Annotated in this window: 21 protein-coding genes; 13 read left to right on the forward strand and 8 right to left on the reverse strand. The window is 72.7% G+C overall.

The annotated features are described in order from the left end of the window. Nucleotides 1–137: 137 nt before the first annotated feature. Nucleotides 138–500 carry a DUF1304 domain-containing protein gene (locus OG580_RS23675; RefSeq protein WP_267045681.1) on the reverse strand — a complete coding sequence of 121 codons (363 nt, stop codon included), beginning with the start codon at nt 498–500 and terminating at the stop codon, nt 138–140. A 97-nt stretch (nt 501–597) separates the two neighbouring features. Here OG580_RS23675 and OG580_RS23680 point away from each other — a divergent pair, with 97 nt between their 5' ends. Next, a complete protein-coding gene (locus OG580_RS23680) occupies nt 598–1,134 on the forward strand; it encodes a GNAT family N-acetyltransferase (RefSeq protein ID WP_267045682.1) in 537 nt (178 codons plus the stop codon). A gap of 76 nt (nt 1,135–1,210) precedes the next feature. Here OG580_RS23680 and OG580_RS23685 read toward each other — a convergent pair whose 3' ends face one another. Together OG580_RS23685 and OG580_RS23690 are read right to left on the reverse strand one after the other, a co-directional pair. After that, nucleotides 1,211–2,038: a transglutaminase-like domain-containing protein gene (locus OG580_RS23685; protein ID WP_267048096.1), complete on the reverse strand. Its 828-nt coding sequence runs from the start codon at nt 2,036–2,038 to the stop codon at nt 1,211–1,213. A gap of 94 nt (nt 2,039–2,132) precedes the next feature. Beyond that, complete coding sequence (locus OG580_RS23690) at nt 2,133–3,134, reverse strand: GNAT family N-acetyltransferase (protein ID WP_267045683.1); 1,002 nt, start codon at nt 3,132–3,134, stop codon at nt 2,133–2,135. A gap of 112 nt (nt 3,135–3,246) precedes the next feature. Here OG580_RS23690 and fdxA point away from each other — a divergent pair, with 112 nt between their 5' ends. Next, the gene (gene fdxA / locus OG580_RS23695) at nt 3,247–3,567 is read left to right on the forward strand and encodes a ferredoxin (protein WP_015035968.1); all 321 of its coding nucleotides are present in this window, start codon (nt 3,247–3,249) and stop codon (nt 3,565–3,567) included. Between the two features lie 85 nt (nt 3,568–3,652). Further along, nucleotides 3,653–4,807, forward strand: a complete 1,155-nt coding sequence (dapC, locus tag OG580_RS23700) for a succinyldiaminopimelate transaminase (protein WP_267045684.1) — start codon at nt 3,653–3,655, stop codon at nt 4,805–4,807. A 99-nt stretch (nt 4,808–4,906) separates the two neighbouring features. On the opposite strand, the gene OG580_RS23705 is transcribed toward dapC, so the two are convergent. Then, nucleotides 4,907–5,359, reverse strand: coding sequence for an ATP-binding protein (locus tag OG580_RS23705; protein ID WP_267045685.1), 453 nt, complete (start codon nt 5,357–5,359; stop codon nt 4,907–4,909). A gap of 300 nt (nt 5,360–5,659) precedes the next feature. Continuing rightward, nucleotides 5,660–6,679 (reverse strand): hypothetical protein, encoded by a 1,020-nt coding sequence (locus tag OG580_RS23710; RefSeq protein WP_267045686.1) that lies wholly within the window; start codon nt 6,677–6,679, stop codon nt 5,660–5,662. A gap of 38 nt (nt 6,680–6,717) precedes the next feature. Here OG580_RS23710 and dapE point away from each other — a divergent pair, with 38 nt between their 5' ends. Together dapE and OG580_RS23720 are read left to right on the forward strand one after the other, a co-directional pair. Next, entirely contained in the window at nt 6,718–7,812 is a 1,095-nt protein-coding gene (gene dapE, locus OG580_RS23715) for a succinyl-diaminopimelate desuccinylase (protein ID WP_267045687.1), read from the forward strand. 84 nt (nt 7,813–7,896) lie between these two features. Continuing rightward, on the forward strand, nt 7,897–8,646 hold the full coding sequence (locus OG580_RS23720) for a TIGR00730 family Rossman fold protein (RefSeq protein ID WP_267045688.1): 750 nt from the start codon (nt 7,897–7,899) through the stop codon (nt 8,644–8,646). A 120-nt stretch (nt 8,647–8,766) separates the two neighbouring features. Here the strand turns inward: OG580_RS23720 and folP are convergent, their stop codons facing one another. Continuing rightward, a complete protein-coding gene (gene folP, locus OG580_RS23725) occupies nt 8,767–9,627 on the reverse strand; it encodes a dihydropteroate synthase (RefSeq protein ID WP_267045689.1) in 861 nt (286 codons plus the stop codon). Nucleotides 9,628–9,730: 103 nt separating this feature from the next. On the opposite strand from folP, the gene OG580_RS23730 reads away from it, so the two are divergent. Both OG580_RS23730 and OG580_RS23735 read left to right on the forward strand, forming a co-directional pair. Beyond that, a complete protein-coding gene (locus tag OG580_RS23730) occupies nt 9,731–10,054 on the forward strand; it encodes a hypothetical protein (protein ID WP_267045690.1) in 324 nt (107 codons plus the stop codon). Beyond that, nucleotides 10,051–10,638, forward strand: coding sequence for a DNA-3-methyladenine glycosylase I (locus OG580_RS23735; RefSeq protein WP_323182596.1), 588 nt, complete (start codon nt 10,051–10,053; stop codon nt 10,636–10,638). The genes OG580_RS23730 and OG580_RS23735 overlap by 4 nt, the downstream gene beginning before the upstream one ends. A gap of 94 nt (nt 10,639–10,732) precedes the next feature. Here the strand turns inward: OG580_RS23735 and OG580_RS23740 are convergent, their stop codons facing one another. Then, nucleotides 10,733–11,536, reverse strand: a complete 804-nt coding sequence (locus OG580_RS23740) for an enoyl-CoA hydratase/isomerase family protein (protein WP_267045691.1) — start codon at nt 11,534–11,536, stop codon at nt 10,733–10,735. Nucleotides 11,537–11,848: 312 nt separating this feature from the next. On the opposite strand from OG580_RS23740, the gene OG580_RS23745 reads away from it, so the two are divergent. Continuing rightward, the gene (locus OG580_RS23745) at nt 11,849–12,016 is read left to right on the forward strand and encodes a DUF3117 domain-containing protein (RefSeq protein ID WP_017239934.1); all 168 of its coding nucleotides are present in this window, start codon (nt 11,849–11,851) and stop codon (nt 12,014–12,016) included. Nucleotides 12,017–12,258: 242 nt separating this feature from the next. Here OG580_RS23745 and OG580_RS23750 read toward each other — a convergent pair whose 3' ends face one another. Next, nucleotides 12,259–12,924, reverse strand: coding sequence for an O-methyltransferase (locus OG580_RS23750; protein WP_267045692.1), 666 nt, complete (start codon nt 12,922–12,924; stop codon nt 12,259–12,261). 142 nt (nt 12,925–13,066) lie between these two features. Here OG580_RS23750 and sigE point away from each other — a divergent pair, with 142 nt between their 5' ends. The 5 genes from sigE (at nt 13,067) to OG580_RS23775 (ending at nt 17,803) form a co-directional block, all read left to right on the forward strand. Next, nucleotides 13,067–13,825 (forward strand): RNA polymerase sigma factor SigE, encoded by a 759-nt coding sequence (sigE, locus tag OG580_RS23755; protein ID WP_267045693.1) that lies wholly within the window; start codon nt 13,067–13,069, stop codon nt 13,823–13,825. Beyond that, nucleotides 13,822–14,742, forward strand: coding sequence for an anti-sigma factor (locus tag OG580_RS23760; protein ID WP_267045694.1), 921 nt, complete (start codon nt 13,822–13,824; stop codon nt 14,740–14,742). The genes sigE and OG580_RS23760 overlap by 4 nt, the downstream gene beginning before the upstream one ends. Nucleotides 14,743–14,818: 76 nt before the next feature. Continuing rightward, nucleotides 14,819–16,555, forward strand: coding sequence for a S1C family serine protease (locus OG580_RS23765; protein ID WP_267045695.1), 1,737 nt, complete (start codon nt 14,819–14,821; stop codon nt 16,553–16,555). Between the two features lie 91 nt (nt 16,556–16,646). Continuing rightward, nucleotides 16,647–17,102: a sec-independent translocase gene (locus tag OG580_RS23770; RefSeq protein WP_267045696.1), complete on the forward strand. Its 456-nt coding sequence runs from the start codon at nt 16,647–16,649 to the stop codon at nt 17,100–17,102. 74 nt (nt 17,103–17,176) lie between these two features. Further along, nucleotides 17,177–17,803 (forward strand): hypothetical protein, encoded by a 627-nt coding sequence (locus tag OG580_RS23775; RefSeq protein ID WP_267045697.1) that lies wholly within the window; start codon nt 17,177–17,179, stop codon nt 17,801–17,803. Nucleotides 17,804–17,873 lie beyond the last annotated feature (70 nt).

Here is a 17,873-nt window from a genome sequence, read left to right on the forward strand (position 1 = left end):
CGAGCCGTACGCGGCGCCCCACGTCCCCGCACCCCCGTCCGACGACCGTCGGGCGGGGGTGCGCGCGTGGCGACGCGACCGGCACGCAGGGGAGTCGCCCGGGCGCGGTTCGTGCACGGCCTGAGCCAGGCCCGTGGTCAGCCCGCGACGAGGACGGCCGAGAGGGCGAGCGCGCCGGGCAGGGCCTGGGCGAAGAGGATGCGGCGGTTGGCGGTGGCGGCGCCGTAGATACCGGCGATGACGACGCAGCCGAGGAAGAAGATCTTGGCGCGGAAGCCGGTCGGGTCGTCGGCGACGAGGCCCCAGACGAGCCCGGCGGCGAGGAAGCCGTTGTAGAGGCCCTGGTTGGCGGCCATGGGGGCCGTGAGGCGGGCCATCTCGGCGTCGAAGCCGGAGAAGTTGCGGCCGGTCTCCTTCTGCCACAGGAACATCTCCATCACCAGGATGTAGAAGTGCAGCAGGGCGATCAGGGCGACGAGGATGTCGGCGGTCAGGTCCATGGGCGCATTCTGCCGCCGGGCCGGGGGATGAGGGCGCGTGACGCGGGGCCCCGGTAATCGATCGACACCCTGATGCCGCTCGGGTTGACTGGACGGCATGTCAGAACTGCGAACGGACCGTCTGCTGCTCCGGCGCTGGCGGGAGTCCGACCTCGAACCGTGGGCGGCGATGAACGCCGATCCCGAGGTCCGCAAGTACCTGGGGGAGTTGCTGACGCGGGAGCGGAGTGACGCCGCCGTGGCGTGGATGCGGGCCGCGTACGACGAGCGGGGTTTCGGGTGGTGGGCGCTCGAGGTGCGGGAGACCGGCGAGTTCATCGGCCGCGTGGGCCTGGACGTGATCGGCGAGGACATGCCGCACCCGGGGGTGGACATCGGCTGGCGGCTGACGCGTTCGGCGTGGGGGCACGGGTACGCCACCGAGGCCGCCGTGGCCGGCCTGGCCTTCGCCTTCGAGACGCTCGGGCTGACGGAAGTGCTGGCGTCGACGACCGTCGACAACCTTCGTTCGCAGGCGGTGATGCGCAGGATCGGCATGACCCGCGACCCGGCGGACGACTTCGACGACCCGAGCGTGCCCGAGGGCCCGCTCCGCCGCTGCGTGCTGTACAGGGCGCACCGACCCCGGGCGTGAACGGCGAGGCCCGCCCCCTCGCACCCAGGGCCTGTCCGGCGGATCAGGGTCGGATAGGTCCTGGCCGCGGACGTGGTCAGTTCAGGCGGGCCCTCGCCGCCATGGCCCGGCGGCGGATGGTCGTCGCCGACTCCGGGTCCACCGCGTCCATCACCCGTGCGTACGCCTCCATCTCCGCCGCCCCCGAAAGGAACTCGCCGCGCTGGACGAGCAGTTCCGCGCGCTCGTAGCGGAGGCGGGCGGGGTGGGACGGGAGCAGCAGCGCGAGCTCCACGGCCCACAGGCCCACGTCGGAGCGCTCGGGGCGGGGGGCCGCCCAGGCGCGGATGTTGTTGAGGACGCGGAGCACGATCGCGCCGGGCTCGGCGGGCCGCAGCATGGAGCGGTCCAGGGCCTCGCCCGTCGCGCTCGTCACGAGGAGCTCGGCGTCCGCGCCGGTCATGGCCCGCCCGCCCGCGAAGGGGTCGGCGAGGTTCAGGTCGGCCGGGTCGCCGAAGCCGACGACGAAGTGGCCGGGGAGCCCGAGCCCGTACACGGGGGCGCCGGCCCGGCGGGCGACCTCCATCCAGACGACGGAGAGCAGGATCGGCAGGCCCCGGCGGCGGCGCAGCACCTCGTGCAGGAGCGAGGACTCCAGACGCTGGTAGTCGGCGGGCACACCCACGAAGCCCTCGCGGTGGCCGAGCAGCGCGGCGAGCTCGGTGGTCCAGTCGCCGGTGGTGCGGGTCGCGTACGGGACGAGCCCGGCGAGGCGGTCGAGCTCGATCTCGGCCTCGTCGATGGTGTGCCGGGTGACGGTGGGGTCGGCGACCGCGCCGACGAGCAGACAGAGCCGGGCGAGGTCGGGCCGCTCGCCCCGGGCCTCCTCCGCGAACTCCCGCCGCCAGTCGGGCACGTCCTCCACGGGCCCCTCCGCCGCCGCCGGTACCTCGTCCTCCGCCGCGGGCCCTTCGTCCTCCGGCCCGCCCGCTCCGGCTCCGTCCTCGGTCACGCCTCCGTCACGCCTCCGCCCATCGGTAGTGGTGGTAGTGGTGGTGGGCCGCGAAGCCCATCCCGTCGTACAACGCCCGGGCGCCGTCGTTCTCCGCCTCCACCTGGAGCCAGGCCGCCGACGCGCCCTCGTCGAGCGCCTGCCGGGCGAGCGCCGTCATGACGGTCGTCGCCAGACCCTGCCGCCGGCGGGCGGGATCGACTTCGACGGCCATGAAGCCCGCCCAGCGGCCGTCGACGACACAGCGCCCGATCGCCGCCGGTACCTCTCCCGTGCCCCCCACGGAGGCGAACCACACACTCGGGCCGGAGGCGAGAACCGAGCGGACCGCCGGGCTCGCCACCTCGAAGCGCTGGTAGCGGCGCAGCCACGGCTCGTCGACCGTGCGGGAGAGGCGTACCACGGACACGTCGGCGTCCAGGTCGCCGATCGGGGCGAGCGCTGCGATCCGGACCTCGGCGGAGACCTCGCGCCGCCAGCCGTGCCGGTCGAGCGCCGCGCCCAGCAGCTCCTGGGTGCCCTCGGCGCCGGTGGCGGTCTGGACGAACGCGGGGAGCCCCCGGGCCGCGTACCACTCCCGTACGCGGGTCAGCGCCTCCGCCACCGGGAGCCCCGGATCGCCGAGCGGCAGCGCGGAGTTGGCGCGGCGGGTGAACCCGTCGGCGGCCCGCAGGGTCCACTCGCCGAGCGCCTCGCTCTCGACCGGCTGCCAGGCGCGCGCGGTCGCCCGGGCCAGCTCGGCGAAGGTGGCCGAAGGACCCCTGCGGCGGGCGGGTGCGGGCGGCACGACCTTGCCGGCGACCAGCGCGGTTTCCGCGATCCGGACGCTCTCACCGCTCTTTCGTGTGATCAGTAGCACACCGGAGTCCCACGATGTGAGAACACCGACCGCGTCGGTGAACTTCGCACCCGCCTCGACCGAGTCCGTCACGTACCGAACGGAGACACGTTTTCCCACGTCAGCGCCGGTGATTCGGACCTCAAGGAGCCCTCCGTCGGTGAATTCCACAGCTTCTCTGCCCCTCCTGTTCGGATCGCCCTCAAGAACGGAGATACTAGGTGCGGGCATCGACGACGCCGCGCTCCCGCGCAGACCAGCCCTATCGAGGAGGAACGACAGCGTGACCTACGTCATCGCGCAGCCTTGTGTCGACGTCAAGGACAAGGCGTGCATCGAGGAGTGCCCCGTCGACTGCATCTACGAGGGCAAGCGGTCCTTGTACATCCACCCGGACGAATGCGTCGACTGCGGGGCCTGTGAGCCGGTCTGCCCGGTTGAGGCGATCTTCTACGAGGACGACACCCCGGAGGAGTGGAAGGACTACTACAAGGCGAACGTCGAGTTCTTCGACGAGCTCGGTTCGCCCGGTGGTGCCTCCAAGCTCGGCGAGATCGAGCGCGACCACCCCTTCATCGCCGCCCTGCCGCCGCAGAACGGCTGATCGACCGCATCCGGTCCCGTACGGCGTGGGTCGCCGTACGGGGCCGAGGCGTTTTCCCGTACGTACAGGAAGTGAGAGCCAACCCGTGAGCGCAGTCTCTTCGCGCCTGCCCGTCTTCCCCTGGGACAAGCTGGAGCCGTACAAGAAGACGGCCCTGGCCCACCCGGACGGAATCGTGGACCTCTCGGTCGGCACGCCCGTCGACCCGGTCCCCGCGCTGATCCAGGAGGCCCTGGTCGCGGCGGCGGACTCGCCGGGCTATCCCACGGTGTGGGGGACGAAAGAGCTGCGGGACGCGCTCACCGGCTGGTGCGAACGCCGTCTCGGCGCGGTGGACTTCGCCCACGAGAACGTGCTCCCGGTGGTCGGCTCCAAGGAGCTCGTCGCCTGGCTGCCGACGCAGCTGGGGCTCGGCGCCGGCGACCGGGTCGCGTACCCGCGGCTGGCCTACCCGACGTACGAGGTCGGCGCGCGGCTCTGCGGCGCGACGCCCGTCGTCTACGACACGGAGGCATTCGCGGGTGACCCCGCGGGTACGGAGCTCGACCCGGCCGGTCTGAAGCTGCTCTGGCTCAACTCCCCGTCCAACCCGACCGGCAAGGTCCTCGGCAAGGACGAGCTGACCCGGATCGTGGCCTGGGCGCGCGAGCACGGCGTCCTCGTCTTCTCCGACGAGTGCTACCTGGAGCTGGGCTGGGAGGCCGACCCGGTCTCCGTCCTGCACCCGGACGTCTGCGGCGGCTCGTACGAGGGGATCGTCGCCGTCCACTCGCTCTCCAAGCGCTCCAACCTGGCCGGCTACCGCGCCGCGTTCATCGCGGGCGACGCAGCCGTCCTCGGCGAGCTGCTCCAGATCCGCAAGCACGGCGGCATGATGACCGCGGCCCCCGTGCAGGCGGCGACGGTCGCGGCGCTCGGCGACGACGCGCACGTGGCCGAGCAGCGGGAGCGGTACGCGGCCCGCCGGGCGGCGCTGCGGGCGGCCCTGGAGGCGCACGGCTTCCGGATCGAGCACAGCGAGGCGAGCCTGTACCTGTGGGCGACCCGGGACGAGCCGTGCTGGGAGACCGTGGCGTACCTCGCGGAGAAGGGCGTCCTGGTGGCGCCCGGCGACTTCTACGGCGAGGCCGGGGAGCGGTTCGTGCGGGTCGCTTTCACGGCGACGGACGAGCGCGTCGCGGCCGCGGTCAAGCGGCTCGGTGAGGGCGTGTCCGGCGGATCGCGGTCGGACAGGCCCTAGCCGGACGCGGAACGGCGGACGGCCGCGCGGCCGGACACACGCGGGAGGGCCCGGGGAGCAGGTGATGCTCCCCGGGCCCTCCGTGGTTCCCGTGCCGGGTCAGCCGATCGGCAGACCACCCAGGGACGGGGCGGCCGGCAGGCTGCCGAGGCCGCCGCCCAGGGCGCCGGAGGCCGGGCCCTTCGCGCTGTCGCCGGCGGCGCCGGCGGTCTTGCCGACGACCTCGCCCGCGCTGCCGGCGGCCTCGCCGGTGACCTTCTGGGCGGCCGGGGCAGCGGTCTTGCCCGCCGCGCCCGCGGTCTTGCCGACGGCCGGGACGGCGGTGCCGACGGCCTGGCTGCCGGTCGCGCCGACGACGCCGGTGGCGGACTGCGAGGCGCTGTCGACGGCGGTGCCCGCGCCGGCGGCGTCCATGGCGGTGAGGCCGCCGAGGGCGGGCGCGACGCTGTGGTCAAGGGCGCTCGCGGAACCGGCCGCACCGACCACGGGGGCTGCTCCGGCCGCGATGAGGAGGGCGGCGCGGGCGATCCGACGGGTCAGGGGGAGGGACATGGTGCTCCTTCGACGTGGTGCGACGTGGTGTTCGGACGCAGTGACAACCGGCCCTGGGGCGGGAGAGGTTGCGGAGGTCGAAGGTAAAGAATTGGTAATGCGTCGTATTGTCGGGTGGGGAGGAAAACGGACGAACGTGTCATTGTGCGAGTGTCTGCCGAACCGTCACTTCCCTTGCGCCGCAAGGGGATTGGCGTGACGTGACATGTCAGGGGAAGGCTCGCCCGAAGTGCGGGAGAAATCCCTGGTGTTCGGGCCGGGCGATGCCACGGCCGGGTGAATCCCCGTACGGGTGATCGGCTACTGCGCGAGCCGGATACGCACCGATTCCCCGCCGGAAGAAGCACCGGGGGTGGTATCGGAAGCAGTGTCGGACGGGGTGCCGGAAGTGCTGTCGGACGCCGTCTCGCGCGTCGGGGGAGAGGACTTCTCCCACTCCCCGGACGCGTTGTCCGCGCGCCAGACCCTGCCCCCGTACGCGACCTCCGTGACGCGCAGCTCGTCCGCCCGCGCCACCGCCCACTGCGCCAGCTCCCAGCCGCGCTGCTCGTCCGACCCGGCCCCCGCCGACGCCCCCGCGACCGCGCGCACCGGCACCACGAGCGCCGGCGCCTCGGTCGCCTGCCGGCCCGCGTTCGGCCCGCCCGTGACCGCCTTCGGCGCCGCCTTCTCGCCGAAGGCCCGTACCAGCTCCGTACGGACCCGCTCCGGATCGCCCGGCTCGGTCTTCACGTCGCTCGCCGTACAGGCCAGCGCGGCCGGCGCCCGGCCCGTCAGCGCCGCGGAGAGGAGGGTGGCGTCCGGCTCGTGCTTCGCGTACGCCTGCGGGAAACCGCTGCGCTGCACCTTCTGCGCCGCCACCGTCAGCGGCAGCCGCGAGTACCCCGGGACCTTCTCCAGGCCCTCGTAGAACTTCCCCGCCGAGTACACCGGGTCCATGATCTGCGCCGGCGTCCCCCAGCCCTGCGAGGGCCGCTGCTGGAACAGGCCGAGCGAGTCCCGGTCGCCGTGCTCGATGTTGCGCAGCGCCGACTCCTGCAGCGCCGTCGCGAGCGCGATCGTCACCGCCCGCTCCGGCAGGCCCCGGGTGGTGCCGACCGCCGAGATCGTCGCCGCGTTCGACGCCTGCTCGGGAGTGAACTCGTACCGGTTCTCGCCGGTGCCCACAGTGCACCGCGGAGTGCCCTTGCTGCCGGTCACCTGGTGGAAGACCACGTACGAGGCGAGGCCGAGGAGCGCGACGAAGGCGGCCGCGGAACGGGCGAGGCGGCCGCGACGCGCGGGGCGGTCGCGGCGGGCGGGGCGGGTGGGCTCGGACACGGGGCCCACCGTACTGGAGGCCGGGTTAGGGTCGGCACATGGCTGACATCACTCCGTACGAGACCCGGCTGGACCTCTCCCAGGACGGTGCCGTGCTCACCGCCGCCCTCGTCGACTTCCCGTCCGTGAGCGGTACGGAGAAGCCGCTCGCGGACGCCATCGAGCAGGCCCTGCGCGCGCTGCCGCACCTCACCGTCGACCGCCTCGGCAACAACGTCGTCGCCCGTACGTCCCTCGGCCGCACCGAGCGCGTCGTGCTCGCCGGCCACATCGACACCGTGCCGATCGCCGACAACGTGCCCTCGCGGCTCGACGAGGACGGCATCCTGTGGGGCTGCGGCACCACGGACATGAAGTCCGGCGTCGCCGTCCAGCTCCGGATCGCCGCCACGGTTCCCGAGCCCAACCGCGACCTCACCTTCGTCTTCTACGACAACGAGGAGGTCGCCGCCGACCTCAACGGCCTCGGGAAGATCGCCGCCGCGCACCCCGACTGGATGGAGGGCGACTTCGCCGTCCTCCTGGAGCCCTCCGACGCACAGGTCGAGGGCGGCTGCCAGGGCACCCTGCGGGTCATCCTGCACACCGCGGGCGAGCGGGCCCACTCCGCGCGCTCCTGGATGGGCTCCAACGCCATCCACACCGCCGCCCCGATCCTCGCCCGCCTCGCCGCCTACGAGCCGCGCAAGCCGGTCATCGACGGCCTGGAGTACCACGAGGGCCTCAACGCGGTCGCGATCCAGGGCGGCGTCGCCACCAACGTCATCCCCGACGCGTGCACCGTCACGGTCAACTACCGGTACGCCCCCGACCGCTCCCCGGCCGAGGCGCTGGCGTACGTGCGCGAGTTCTTCGCCGACTGCGACATCGCCGACTTCGTCGTCGACGACGAGAGCCCCGGCGCGCTGCCCGGCCTCTCCCACCCGGCCGCCGAGGCCTTCATGAAGGCCGTCGGCGGCAGCGCCCAGCCCAAGTTCGGCTGGACCGACGTGTCCCGCTTCAGCGCCCTCGGCGTGCCCGCGGTCAACTACGGCCCCGGCGACCCGATCTACGCGCACAAGCGCGACGAGCACGTCGTCGTCGACAGGATCCACCACTGTGAGGCACGACTCCGCGACTGGCTGACTGCCTGACTTCCGTAATTTCGCGTTTCGTCACCTCTGTCGTCCTACGCTGACCGGACCAGAAGATCAGTGGATCGGCGGAGGGAGCAGGCCATGGGCATTCCCGAGGGAATGGCGAAGCCCGAGGAGCAGCGTCTGGGGCCGGTGCTGAGGCGTAGGGACCAGGTCCAGCCGGGCACCACGGACCAGCGGCTGCTCGACACCGAGGGCGACTCGGAGTGGGTGCACACGGACCCCTGGCGGGTCATGCGCATCCAGTCCGAGTTCGTCGAGGGCTTCGGCGCCCTCGCCGAACTGCCGAGCGCGATCAGCGTCTTCGGTTCGGCCCGCACGAAGCCGGACTCGCCCGAGTACGAGGCGGGCGTACGGATCGGCCGGGCGCTCGTCGACGCCGGTTTCGCGGTCATCACGGGCGGCGGCCCGGGCGCGATGGAAGCGGCCAACAAGGGGGCCCGGGAGGCCAAGGGCGTCTCGGTCGGCCTCGGTATCGAGCTCCCCTTCGAGCAGGGGCTCAACCCGCACGTCGACATCGGCGTGAACTTCCGCTACTTCTTCGTCCGCAAGACGATGTTCGTGAAGTACGCGCAGGGCTTCGTCGTCCTGCCCGGCGGCCTCGGCACCCTCGACGAGCTCTTCGAGGCGCTGACCCTGGTCCAGACCCGCAAGGTCACCCGCTTCCCGATCGTCCTCTTCGGTACGGAGTACTGGAAGGGCCTCGTCGACTGGCTGCGCGACTCGGTCGTCGCGGGCGGCAAGGCGTCGGAACGCGACCTGCTGCTCTTCCACGTCACGGACGACGTGGAGGAGGCGGTGGCGCTGGTGACCAAGGAGACGGGCAAGTAGGAGAGATCAGCCCGTCCGGCGTTTGAGGACCGGGGTCCGGGGCGGAGCCCCGGTTCCGGGAAGGGGCGGGGTGGGGGAAAGCCCGCCGCAGGTACCCCGCCCCTTCCCGCACCCGACCGGCTACGCCAGACCTCGCCGCGCGACGGCCGGCGGTCGATGCCCGGCAATGGACGCCACCATGTCGAGCACCTGCCGGGTCTCCGCCACCTCGTGGACCCGGTACACCTGGGCCCCCAGCCACGCCGAGACGGCCGTCGTCGCCAAGGTGCCGAGCACCCGCTCCTTGACCGGCCGGTCCAGCGTCTCGCCGACGAAGTCCTTGTTCGACAGGGACACGAGCACCGGCCAGCCGGTCTCCGCCATCTCGCCGAGCCGCCGCGTCGCCTCCAGGCTGTGCCGGGTGTTCTTCCCGAAGTCGTGCCCCGGGTCGATCATGATCCCGTCGCGCCGCACTCCCAGGGCCACCGCCCGCTCCGCGAGCCCCACGGTGACCCGCAGGATGTCGGCCATCACGTCCTCGTACGCGACCCGGTGCGGCCGCGTCCGCGGCTCCGCACCGCCCGCGTGCGTACAGACGAGGCCCGCGCCGTACTTCGCGGCGACCTCGGCGAGCCCGGGGTCGACACCGCCCCACGCGTCGTTCAGGACGTCCGCACCGGCCTCGCAGACCGCCGCGCCGACGTCCGCCCGCCAGGTGTCCACGCTGATCACCACGTCGGGGTGGCGCCTGCGGACCTCGGCGACGAAGCCGACCGTCCGACGGGCCTCCTCCTCGGCCGTCACCTCCTCGCCGGGGCCCGCCTTGACCCCGCCGATGTCGATGATCGACGCGCCCTCGGCCACCGCCTGCTCGACCCGGGCGAGCGCCGGCTCGTCCCGGAAGGTGGCGCCCTGGTCGTAGAAGGAATCCGGGGTCCGGTTCACGATCGCCATGATCACCGGCTCGTGCGGCCCGAATTCACGCCGTCCCAAGCGCAGCATCCCTTTTGTCCTCCCTCGCGTCCGTTCGCCTGCGACCCTAACCGTCAGTGGCGCATGGCACGATCGGCACGGGACGGTTTCCACTCCGGGAAGAGGCGCGCAGGTGTTCTGGTTTCTGCTCATCACGATGGTCGTGGTCGTGGCCGCGGTGACTCTGGCGGTGGTCGGCGGAGGGGACAGCGAGGTGCTGCCCGAGGTGGCGCCCGAGCAGCTCGTCGACCCCCTCCCGGCGGCCCGCCCGGTCGACCGCGCCGACGTCGAGGCCCTCCGTCTCCCCGTCGCGGTCCGCGGCTACCGGATGGCGGACGTGGACGACGTCCTGGTCCGCCTCGGCGCCGAACTCGCCGAGCGGGACTCCCGGATCGCCGAGCTGGAGGAGGCGCTCGCGGGCGCGCCCGCCGGCGACGGCGAGGACGACCGCTCGTGACGGCGGGCGGGGCGGTCCCCGGCCCGGACGGGCGGCTGCGCTGCCCCTGGGGCCTGTCGACCGAGGACTACGTCGCGTACCACGACGAGGAGTGGGGCCGCCCGGTCCACGGCGACGACGAGCTCTTCGAGCGGCTCTGCCTCGAGGCCTTCCAGTCGGGCCTGTCGTGGATCACGATCCTGCGCCGCCGCGAGACCTTCCGGCAGGCCTTCGACGGCTTCCGCATCGCCTCCGTCGCCGCGTTCGGCGAGGCGGACCGGGAGCGGCTCCTCGCCGACGAGGGCATCATCCGCAACCGTGCCAAGGTCGACGCGACCCTGGCCAACGCGAAGCTGCTCGCCACCTGGTCCCCGGGCGAGCTCGACGCCCTGATCTGGTCCTACGCCCCCGACCCGACCGGCCGCCCCGTGCCGCGCACGGTCTCCGACGTCCCGGCGGTCACGGACGAGTCCACGGCCCTCTCCAAGGCCCTCAAGAAGCGCGGCCTCCGCTTCATCGGCCCCACCACCGCCTACGCCCTGATGCAGGCCTGCGGCCTGGTCGACGACCACGTGCAGGGGTGCGTGGCCCGGGGCGACCGCTAGGGCCTGTCCGGCTCCAGGGGGCGTCTTGCCGATCAGGCCGGGGTCCGACCCTGATCCGCAAGGACAGGCCCCGGGTCTCCCCGGGCGACACCGCCTAGCGGCCCAGGTAGCGGGGCTTCTCCTTGGCGATGAAGGCGCGGACCGCGATCGTGTGGTCCTCCGACGCGCCCGCGAGGGACTGGAGCTCGTCCTCCTTCTCCAGGGCCTCGGCGAGGGAGTGGTCGGCGCCGTACGCCAGGGACTCCTTCAGGGCCGCGTACGCCACCGTCGGGCCCTGGGCGAGGGTGCGGGCCACCTTCTCGGCCTCGGCGGCGAGGTCGGCGGCCGGGACGAGACGGTTCACGATGCCGAGCTCGTACGCCTCCTGGGCGGTGATCGAGCGCGGGAAGAGCAGCAGGTCCGACGCCCGGCTCGCGCCGATCAGCCGGGGCAGGGTCCAGGACATGCCCGAGTCGGAGGTGAGCGCGACCCCCGCGAAGGACGTGTTGAACGCGGCCGTGTCCGCGACGACCCGGTAGTCCGCCGCGAGCGCGAAGCCGAAGCCCGCCCCCGCCGCGACACCGTTCACGCCCGCGACGACCGGCTTCCGCATGCCGGTGAGGGCCCTGACGATCGGGTTGTAGTGGTCGCGGACCGTGTTCATGGTCTCGCGGGTGCCGGACTCCTGGTCCGCCATGAGCAGGCCCACGTGCTCCTTGAGGTCCTGGCCGACACAGAACGCCCGGTCACCGGCCGCGGTGAGCAGCACGGCCCGTACGGCGGTGTCCGCCGCGGCGGTTTCCGCGGCGTCCCGGAGGGCGACCTTCGCCGCGACATTCATCGCGTTCATGGCCTCGGGCCGGTTGAGCGTGATGGTGGCGAGCCCGTCGCTCACCTCGTACAGCACCGTGTCGGCCATGGGGTTCCCTTCGCCTCTTTGCGTGGTTGACCCGCCCAGCATGGCGGAGATCACCCGCACCGCCCATGTGAGCTGCGTCAAACATTTCTGGGCTCCGATGGGATCCAGGGCGGCGCAGTATCGCAGCCCGATCGCCGAAATGTGGGGTTTTGAGAGAGCGCGTTGCGCAAGCGATGCAGATCGATGTTGGTCATCGGGTCCTGCGATGCGGGATAATGACCTGGAAGCAATGTGTTCGAAGCCGGTGAAGCGTGCTCCGCATCAAAGAGCTGCCCGGCTGACGATGAGCTGGTTTCAGGAAGGGGAACAAGCATGGCGGCCATGAAGCCGCGGACGGGTGACGGCCCGCTCGAGGTGACCAAGGAGGGGCGGGGCATCGTCATGCGCGTTCCGCTCGAAGGCGGCGGTCGGCTTGTCGTCGAGCTGACCCCGGGTGAGGCCGAGGCGCTGGGCGATGCCCTGAAGAAGGTCGTCGGCTGACCTGATCCTCCTCGATTCCTCGCCACTGCCCCGGACGGTTTCCACCGTGCCGGGGCAGTGGTGCGTCCGGGGAGGGTCCGCGGAGGCGGAGGCGGAGGCGGAGGCGGAGGGGAAGGCGGGAGTGTGGGGTCCGGGGCCCGGGTGGGCCCGGAGAGGGTGGTCGGGCTCCCGGGACGCGCTCCCCGGGGCCCTACGGGGCCACTGAGGCCTCCTGAGGGCCTTCCTGGGCCCGGGGGCGGCCGTCAGCCCCGGCGTACCGCGCAGAGCAGGCCGTCGCCCACCGGGAGCAGCGAGGGCACCAGCTCCTGGCTCTCGCGCACCGCGCGCAGCAGCTCGCGGACCCGCAGGACCTCCGGCGGCTGGGCCGCCGAGTCGACCGTGCGGCCGTCCGCGAAGACTCCCTCGAAGCAGACAAGACCCCCCGGTCGCAGCAGGCGCAACGATTCAGCGAGGTAGTCCAGGTACTCCAGGCGGTCGCCGTCGCAGAAGACGAGGTCGTATCCGCCGTCCGCGAGGCGCGGCAGGACGTCGAGGGCGCGGCCGGGGATGAACCGGGCCCGGTTGCCGGCGAAGCCCGCCGCGCGGAACGCCGTCTTCGCGAACTGCTGACGCTCCGGCTGCAGGTCCACCGTCGTCAGGACCCCGTCCGGCCGCATCCCGAGCAGCAGATAGATGCCCGACACGCCGGTGCCGGTACCGATCTCCGCCACCGCCTTGGCGTCCGCCGTCGCCGCGAGCAGGCGCAGCGCGCCACCGGTGCCGGGCGACACCGAGGGCAGCCCTGCCTCCCGGGCCCGGTCCCGGGCCCAGCGCAGAGCTTCGTCCTCGGCGACAAAGGCGTCGGCGAACGACCAGCTCGTCTGCCGGTTGGCGGTAATGGCCCTCTCCTGTCCCCGTAGTTGACGCAACGGTGACTGTATCCGCTGTCAGCGGGAACCCGCAGATGGGACCGGGCGTTCATAGGAGGCAGGGAGCGACTGGAGACGGCCGGGCGAGCCGGTTCCAAATTCGCGTAAAGATTCTTATCCGGAGCTAACGGGCGAGGTGGCTATGGTAGGGGCTCCACTGGACACCACCAGAGCCGACAGGGGAGGTGCGGCTGCGCCTGAGGATCGGGGAGGAGTGCTTCGGCGTCTTCTCAGGTCGGCGGGTGAGCCGAAATCCGTGACCGACACCGCTGACCGAATCCGCTCCACCGACTCCGCTCCCACCACCGCGACCTTCGCATCGGATGCGGAATCGCAGGCGTGGACTCCGCCCACCTGGGAGGAGATCGTCAGCACGCACAGTGGCCGGGTCTACCGCCTCGCCTACCGCCTCACGGGAAACCAGCACGACGCCGAGGACCTGACACAAGAGGTCTTCGTCCGCGTCTTCCGCTCGCTGTCGACGTACACGCCGGGCACCTTCGAGGGCTGGCTGCACCGCATCACCACCAATCTCTTCCTCGACATGGTCCGTCGCAAGCAGCGCATCCGTTTCGACGCGCTCGCCGACGACGCCGCCGAGCGGCTGCCCAGCCGTGAGCCGTCGCCGCAGCAGGTGTTCAACGACACCCACTTCGACGCCGACGTCCAGCAGGCCCTCGACACCCTCGCGCCCGAGTTCCGTGCCGCGGTCGTCCTCTGCGACATCGAAGGACTGTCGTACGAGGAGATCGCCGCGACCCTCGGCGTGAAGCTCGGCACCGTCCGCAGCCGGATCCACCGTGGGCGCTCCCACCTGCGCAAGGCTCTCAAGCACCGCTCGCCCGAGGCTCGGGCGGAGCGTGCCCTCGCCTCCGTCGGATGGGAGGCAGGGACAGCGTGAGCGGCACACGCCCCTCCTCGCAGACCCCCGCGGAACACCACCTCGGGGACCGGCTCGCCGCGCTCGTCGACGGCGAGCTCGGCCACGACGCCCGGGAGCGGGTGCTCGCGCACCTCGCGACCTGTCCGCGCTGCAAGGCCGAAGCCGACGCGCAGCGCACCGTCAAGAGCGTCTTCGCCTCCACGGCGCCCCCGCCGCCCTCGGAGGGCTTCCTCGCCCGGCTCCAGGGGTTGCCCGGGGGACCAGGTGAGCCGTCGGGCGGTCCCGGCGGCCCCGGAGTACCGCGCGGACCCCTCGAAGAGCTGCTCTCCGGAGGGCTGCTCTCCGGAGGGCTGAAGTCCGACGGCTTCGCCACCGCGGCGGTCGTCACCCCGCGCTCTCCGCACCCCGGCACCGGCTTCCGTATCGCCGAGGTCGGCGACCGCGCCTCCGGCACGTCCGGGCGGGGGCGGCGCTTCGCCTTCGCGGCGGCCAGCGCCGTCTCGTTCGCGGCGATCGCCCTCGGCGGCACGCTGCCGGCGGAGACCTCGCTGACCGCGAGCGGACGCGGCGGCCAGGGCACGGGCAGCGCGGTCACCCCGCTGCGCGCCACGGCCACCGGCGGCGTCCAGGGCACGGGTGCCGTTCGCGGCACGCGCTCCGGCGAGCGTTCGGGCGGCGCGCAGTCCGTCGCCGAGGAACTGCTCACCCCGCTCGGGGCCCGCGCCGACACCCCCGTCGGCCGGTCTCCCGTGGGCGCCGCGTCCTCGCACGCGGTTCCGCCGGCGGCGGCACGGCTCCAGTACCCGGCCATGCAGTCGTACCTCGCCCTCTCGCCGTTCATACGACCGACGGGTCCGGCCCTCGAACTGGCCTTCGCCCCCGGGCCCAGGCCGGCGGTCGGCCCGACGATCGGACCGCTCGGCTCCCACCGCTGACGCGCGACCTGGTTGAATCCATGGACAGGGGCGCCCGAGCCAGGGGCGCGGACGGGTCAGCGGTTGCGGGGAGAGCATGAACGACGGGAAGCCGAACTGGTGGAGCCGGCCTTCGACGGAACCGGAGGCGGCGCGGATACCCACGCCGCCTTCGACCGACGGCGGTGACGGCGACGGTGACTTCCCCCTGCCCGCGCCCCACCCCCCGGTCGAGGCCGGGGACGGGGCCGAGCTCACGGACAGCGCCGCCGGGCCCGAGGCCGGGACGGCGACGGGAGCGGTGACCGGGGCGGAGCCTCGCTCCGAGGCCGTACCCCCCGTCCTGCTGACCAAGGGCGAGGCCGCCGAGACGGGCCCCGCGCCCGCCGCCCCGGTGGCCGACGCCCCGCAGGCCCCGGCCGAGCCCGCGCAGCTCGCTCCCCAGGCCCAGACCCAGCCCCTGCACGCGCCCGACGAGTACCGGACGCCGCCCTACGGCGAGCCCGGCCCGTGGGCGCCTGCGCCGCCCGTGCAGCACCCCGCGGGCCCCGTACCGCCGCAGCCGCAGCCGCAGGCCGCCGTGCCGCCCGTACCGCCGCAGCCCCAGCCGCAGGCCGCCGTGCCGCCCGTACCGCCGCAGCAGGGCGGCACCGCCCCCTGGATGCAGTACGACCCCTGGGGCGCGGGTGTCGGCCTCGCGCCGGCGCCCGCGAAGAAGTCCCGGAAGGGGCTCGCGCTCACGGGGGCGCTCGTCTTCGCCCTCGTCACCGGCGTCATCGGCGGCGGCATCGGCGCCTACGTCGAGCGGAACGGCGGGCTCACCACGGTCGAGCTGCCCCAGGCCGACGCAGGCGACACCGACCGCGCCCCCGAGAGCATCGCCGGGATCGCCGCAGGCGCCCTGCCCGGCGTCGTCACCCTGCACGTCAGCGGCGGCGGCTCCTCCGGCACCGGGACCGGCTTCGTCCTGGACACCAAGGGCCACATCCTCACCAACAACCACGTGGTCGACGCGGCCGAGTCCTCCGGGAACATCTCCGTGACGTTCTCCAGCGGCGAGACCGCCCGCGCCAAGATCGTCGGCAAGGACGCCGGATACGACCTCGCCGTCGTCCAGGTCACGGGCGTCTCCGGCCTCAAGGCGCTGCCCCTCGGCAACTCCGACAACGTCCGCGTCGGCGACCCCGTCGTCGCGATCGGCGCCCCCTTCGACCTCTCCAACACCGTGACCTCCGGGATCATCAGCGCCAAGGAGCGCCCGATCACCGCCGGCGGCGAGAAGGGCGATGGCACGGACGTCAGCTACGTCGACGCCCTGCAGACCGACGCCCCCATCAACCCGGGCAACTCCGGCGGCCCGCTGCTCGACTCCAAGGGCCGGGTCATCGGCATCAACAGCGCGATCCGTGCCGCCGGCGGCTCCGGTGACGGCGACGGGGGCGGAGGCGCCCAGGCAGGCTCCATCGGCCTCGGCTTCGCCATACCGATCAACCAGGGCAAGCGCGTCGCCGAGGAGCTCATCAACACCGGCAAGGCCACCCACCCCGTCATCGGTGTGAGCCTCGACATGCAGTTCAACGGCGACGGCGCCCGCGTCGGCGACAAGGGCAAGGACGGCGCCGCCTCCGTCACCCCCGGCGGTCCGGCGGCCCAGGCGGGGCTCCGGCCCGGTGACGTCATCACCAAGGTCGACGGCCAGCGGGTGCACAACGGCGAGGAGCTGATCGTGAAGATCCGCGCCCACCGTCCCGGCGACAAGCTGCGGCTCACCCTGACCCGTGACGGCAAAGAGCTGACAAAGACGTTGACCCTCGGTTCCTCACAGGGCACCTGAGTGCCATGTGGTGGACGTCGCAAGGTACCCGTCCGACAGTTTCGGCGGGTACCGTGGACCGGGCCCTGGACCGGCATGAAGGAGCTACTAGGTGTTCAGCGACATAGGCGCACTCGAGCTGGTGGCCCTCGTGGTCCTCGCCGTGCTCGTCTTCGGGCCGGACAAGCTCCCGAAGGTGATCCAGGACGTCTCGCGTTTCGTCCGGAAGGTCCGTGACTTCTCGGACAGCGCGAAGGAGGACATCCGCAGCGAGCTGGGACCGGAGTTCAAGGACTTCGAGTTCGAGGACCTCAACCCCAAGACGTTCCTCCGCAAGCAGCTGGACGGGAACGAGGACCTCAAGGAGCTCAAGGAGCTGCGGGGCACGTTCGACCTCAAGAAGGAGATCGACGAGGTCGCCGACGCGGTCCACGGCCGCGAGCCCCAGCCCTCGGCCGTCAACGGCTCCGCCAACGGCAGCTCCGGCGGCGGCACCCCCGAGCTCCTCAAGAAGCAGGACAAGCCGGACACCGGCGAGCGCCCTCCGTACGACTCCGACGCGACCTGACGACGGGCTGTCACCGACCGGACGCGTCCGGGTGGCTATCCTCCCTCTGTTGACGGAACGAGGAGGCGGCCGAGTTGGAGACCACGAGTCGGGTGGAGGGCGTACCCACTGCCCGGCGGACCCCCGAGGGCTATCTGCGCGCGCCCTTCGCCTGGTACGGCCTCGACGAGGCGTTCACCGGGCCGCGTTGGCTGATGCAGGTCGGCACGGCGGCGGACGGCAGCGTGCAGCACGGATCGACGGGGCACGGTGACGCGCCGTCCATAAAGTCGGACGCCGGCAGCGCGGAGAAGGAGCGTTTCGCGGTCGTCGTGACCGTCGCGGCGAGCCCGGTGCGGCGGACCGGCGACGGTACGGGCGTCCTCGACGCCACCACGGTCTCCTCCGCCGCCTGGCTGGCGGGCTCCGGACTCCTCGTCCGCACCTGGCCGGCCTCGCTGGACCACGGGATGCGCGACAACTGGCTGGACCAGCAGACGGAGACGGCCTTCGAGCTGGCCGACGACCTCGACGGGCCCGCCTGGTCGACGCTGTCGCTGCCCGTGGACGGAGTCCCGATGCCGTTCCACTACCGCGAGTCCGAGTTCGGCTGGGTACTCGCCGGATCGGCCGCGGGGGTGCACATCGGGGCCTACGGGCGGGGGATGAGCGCGTACGGGCTCGGGTTCTCGCAGATCAAGGATCTTGAGGCGTACGCCTGACGGCACGAAAAGGGCGCCCTCGCTCGGGGGCGCCCTTCACGCTGTGCGGCCACTGCGGGCCCGGTGGTGG

Origin of the sequence: Streptomyces sp. NBC_00094 (assembly GCF_026343125.1) — a bacterium.
In the GTDB taxonomy this organism is placed as follows: domain Bacteria; phylum Actinomycetota; class Actinomycetes; order Streptomycetales; family Streptomycetaceae; genus Streptomyces.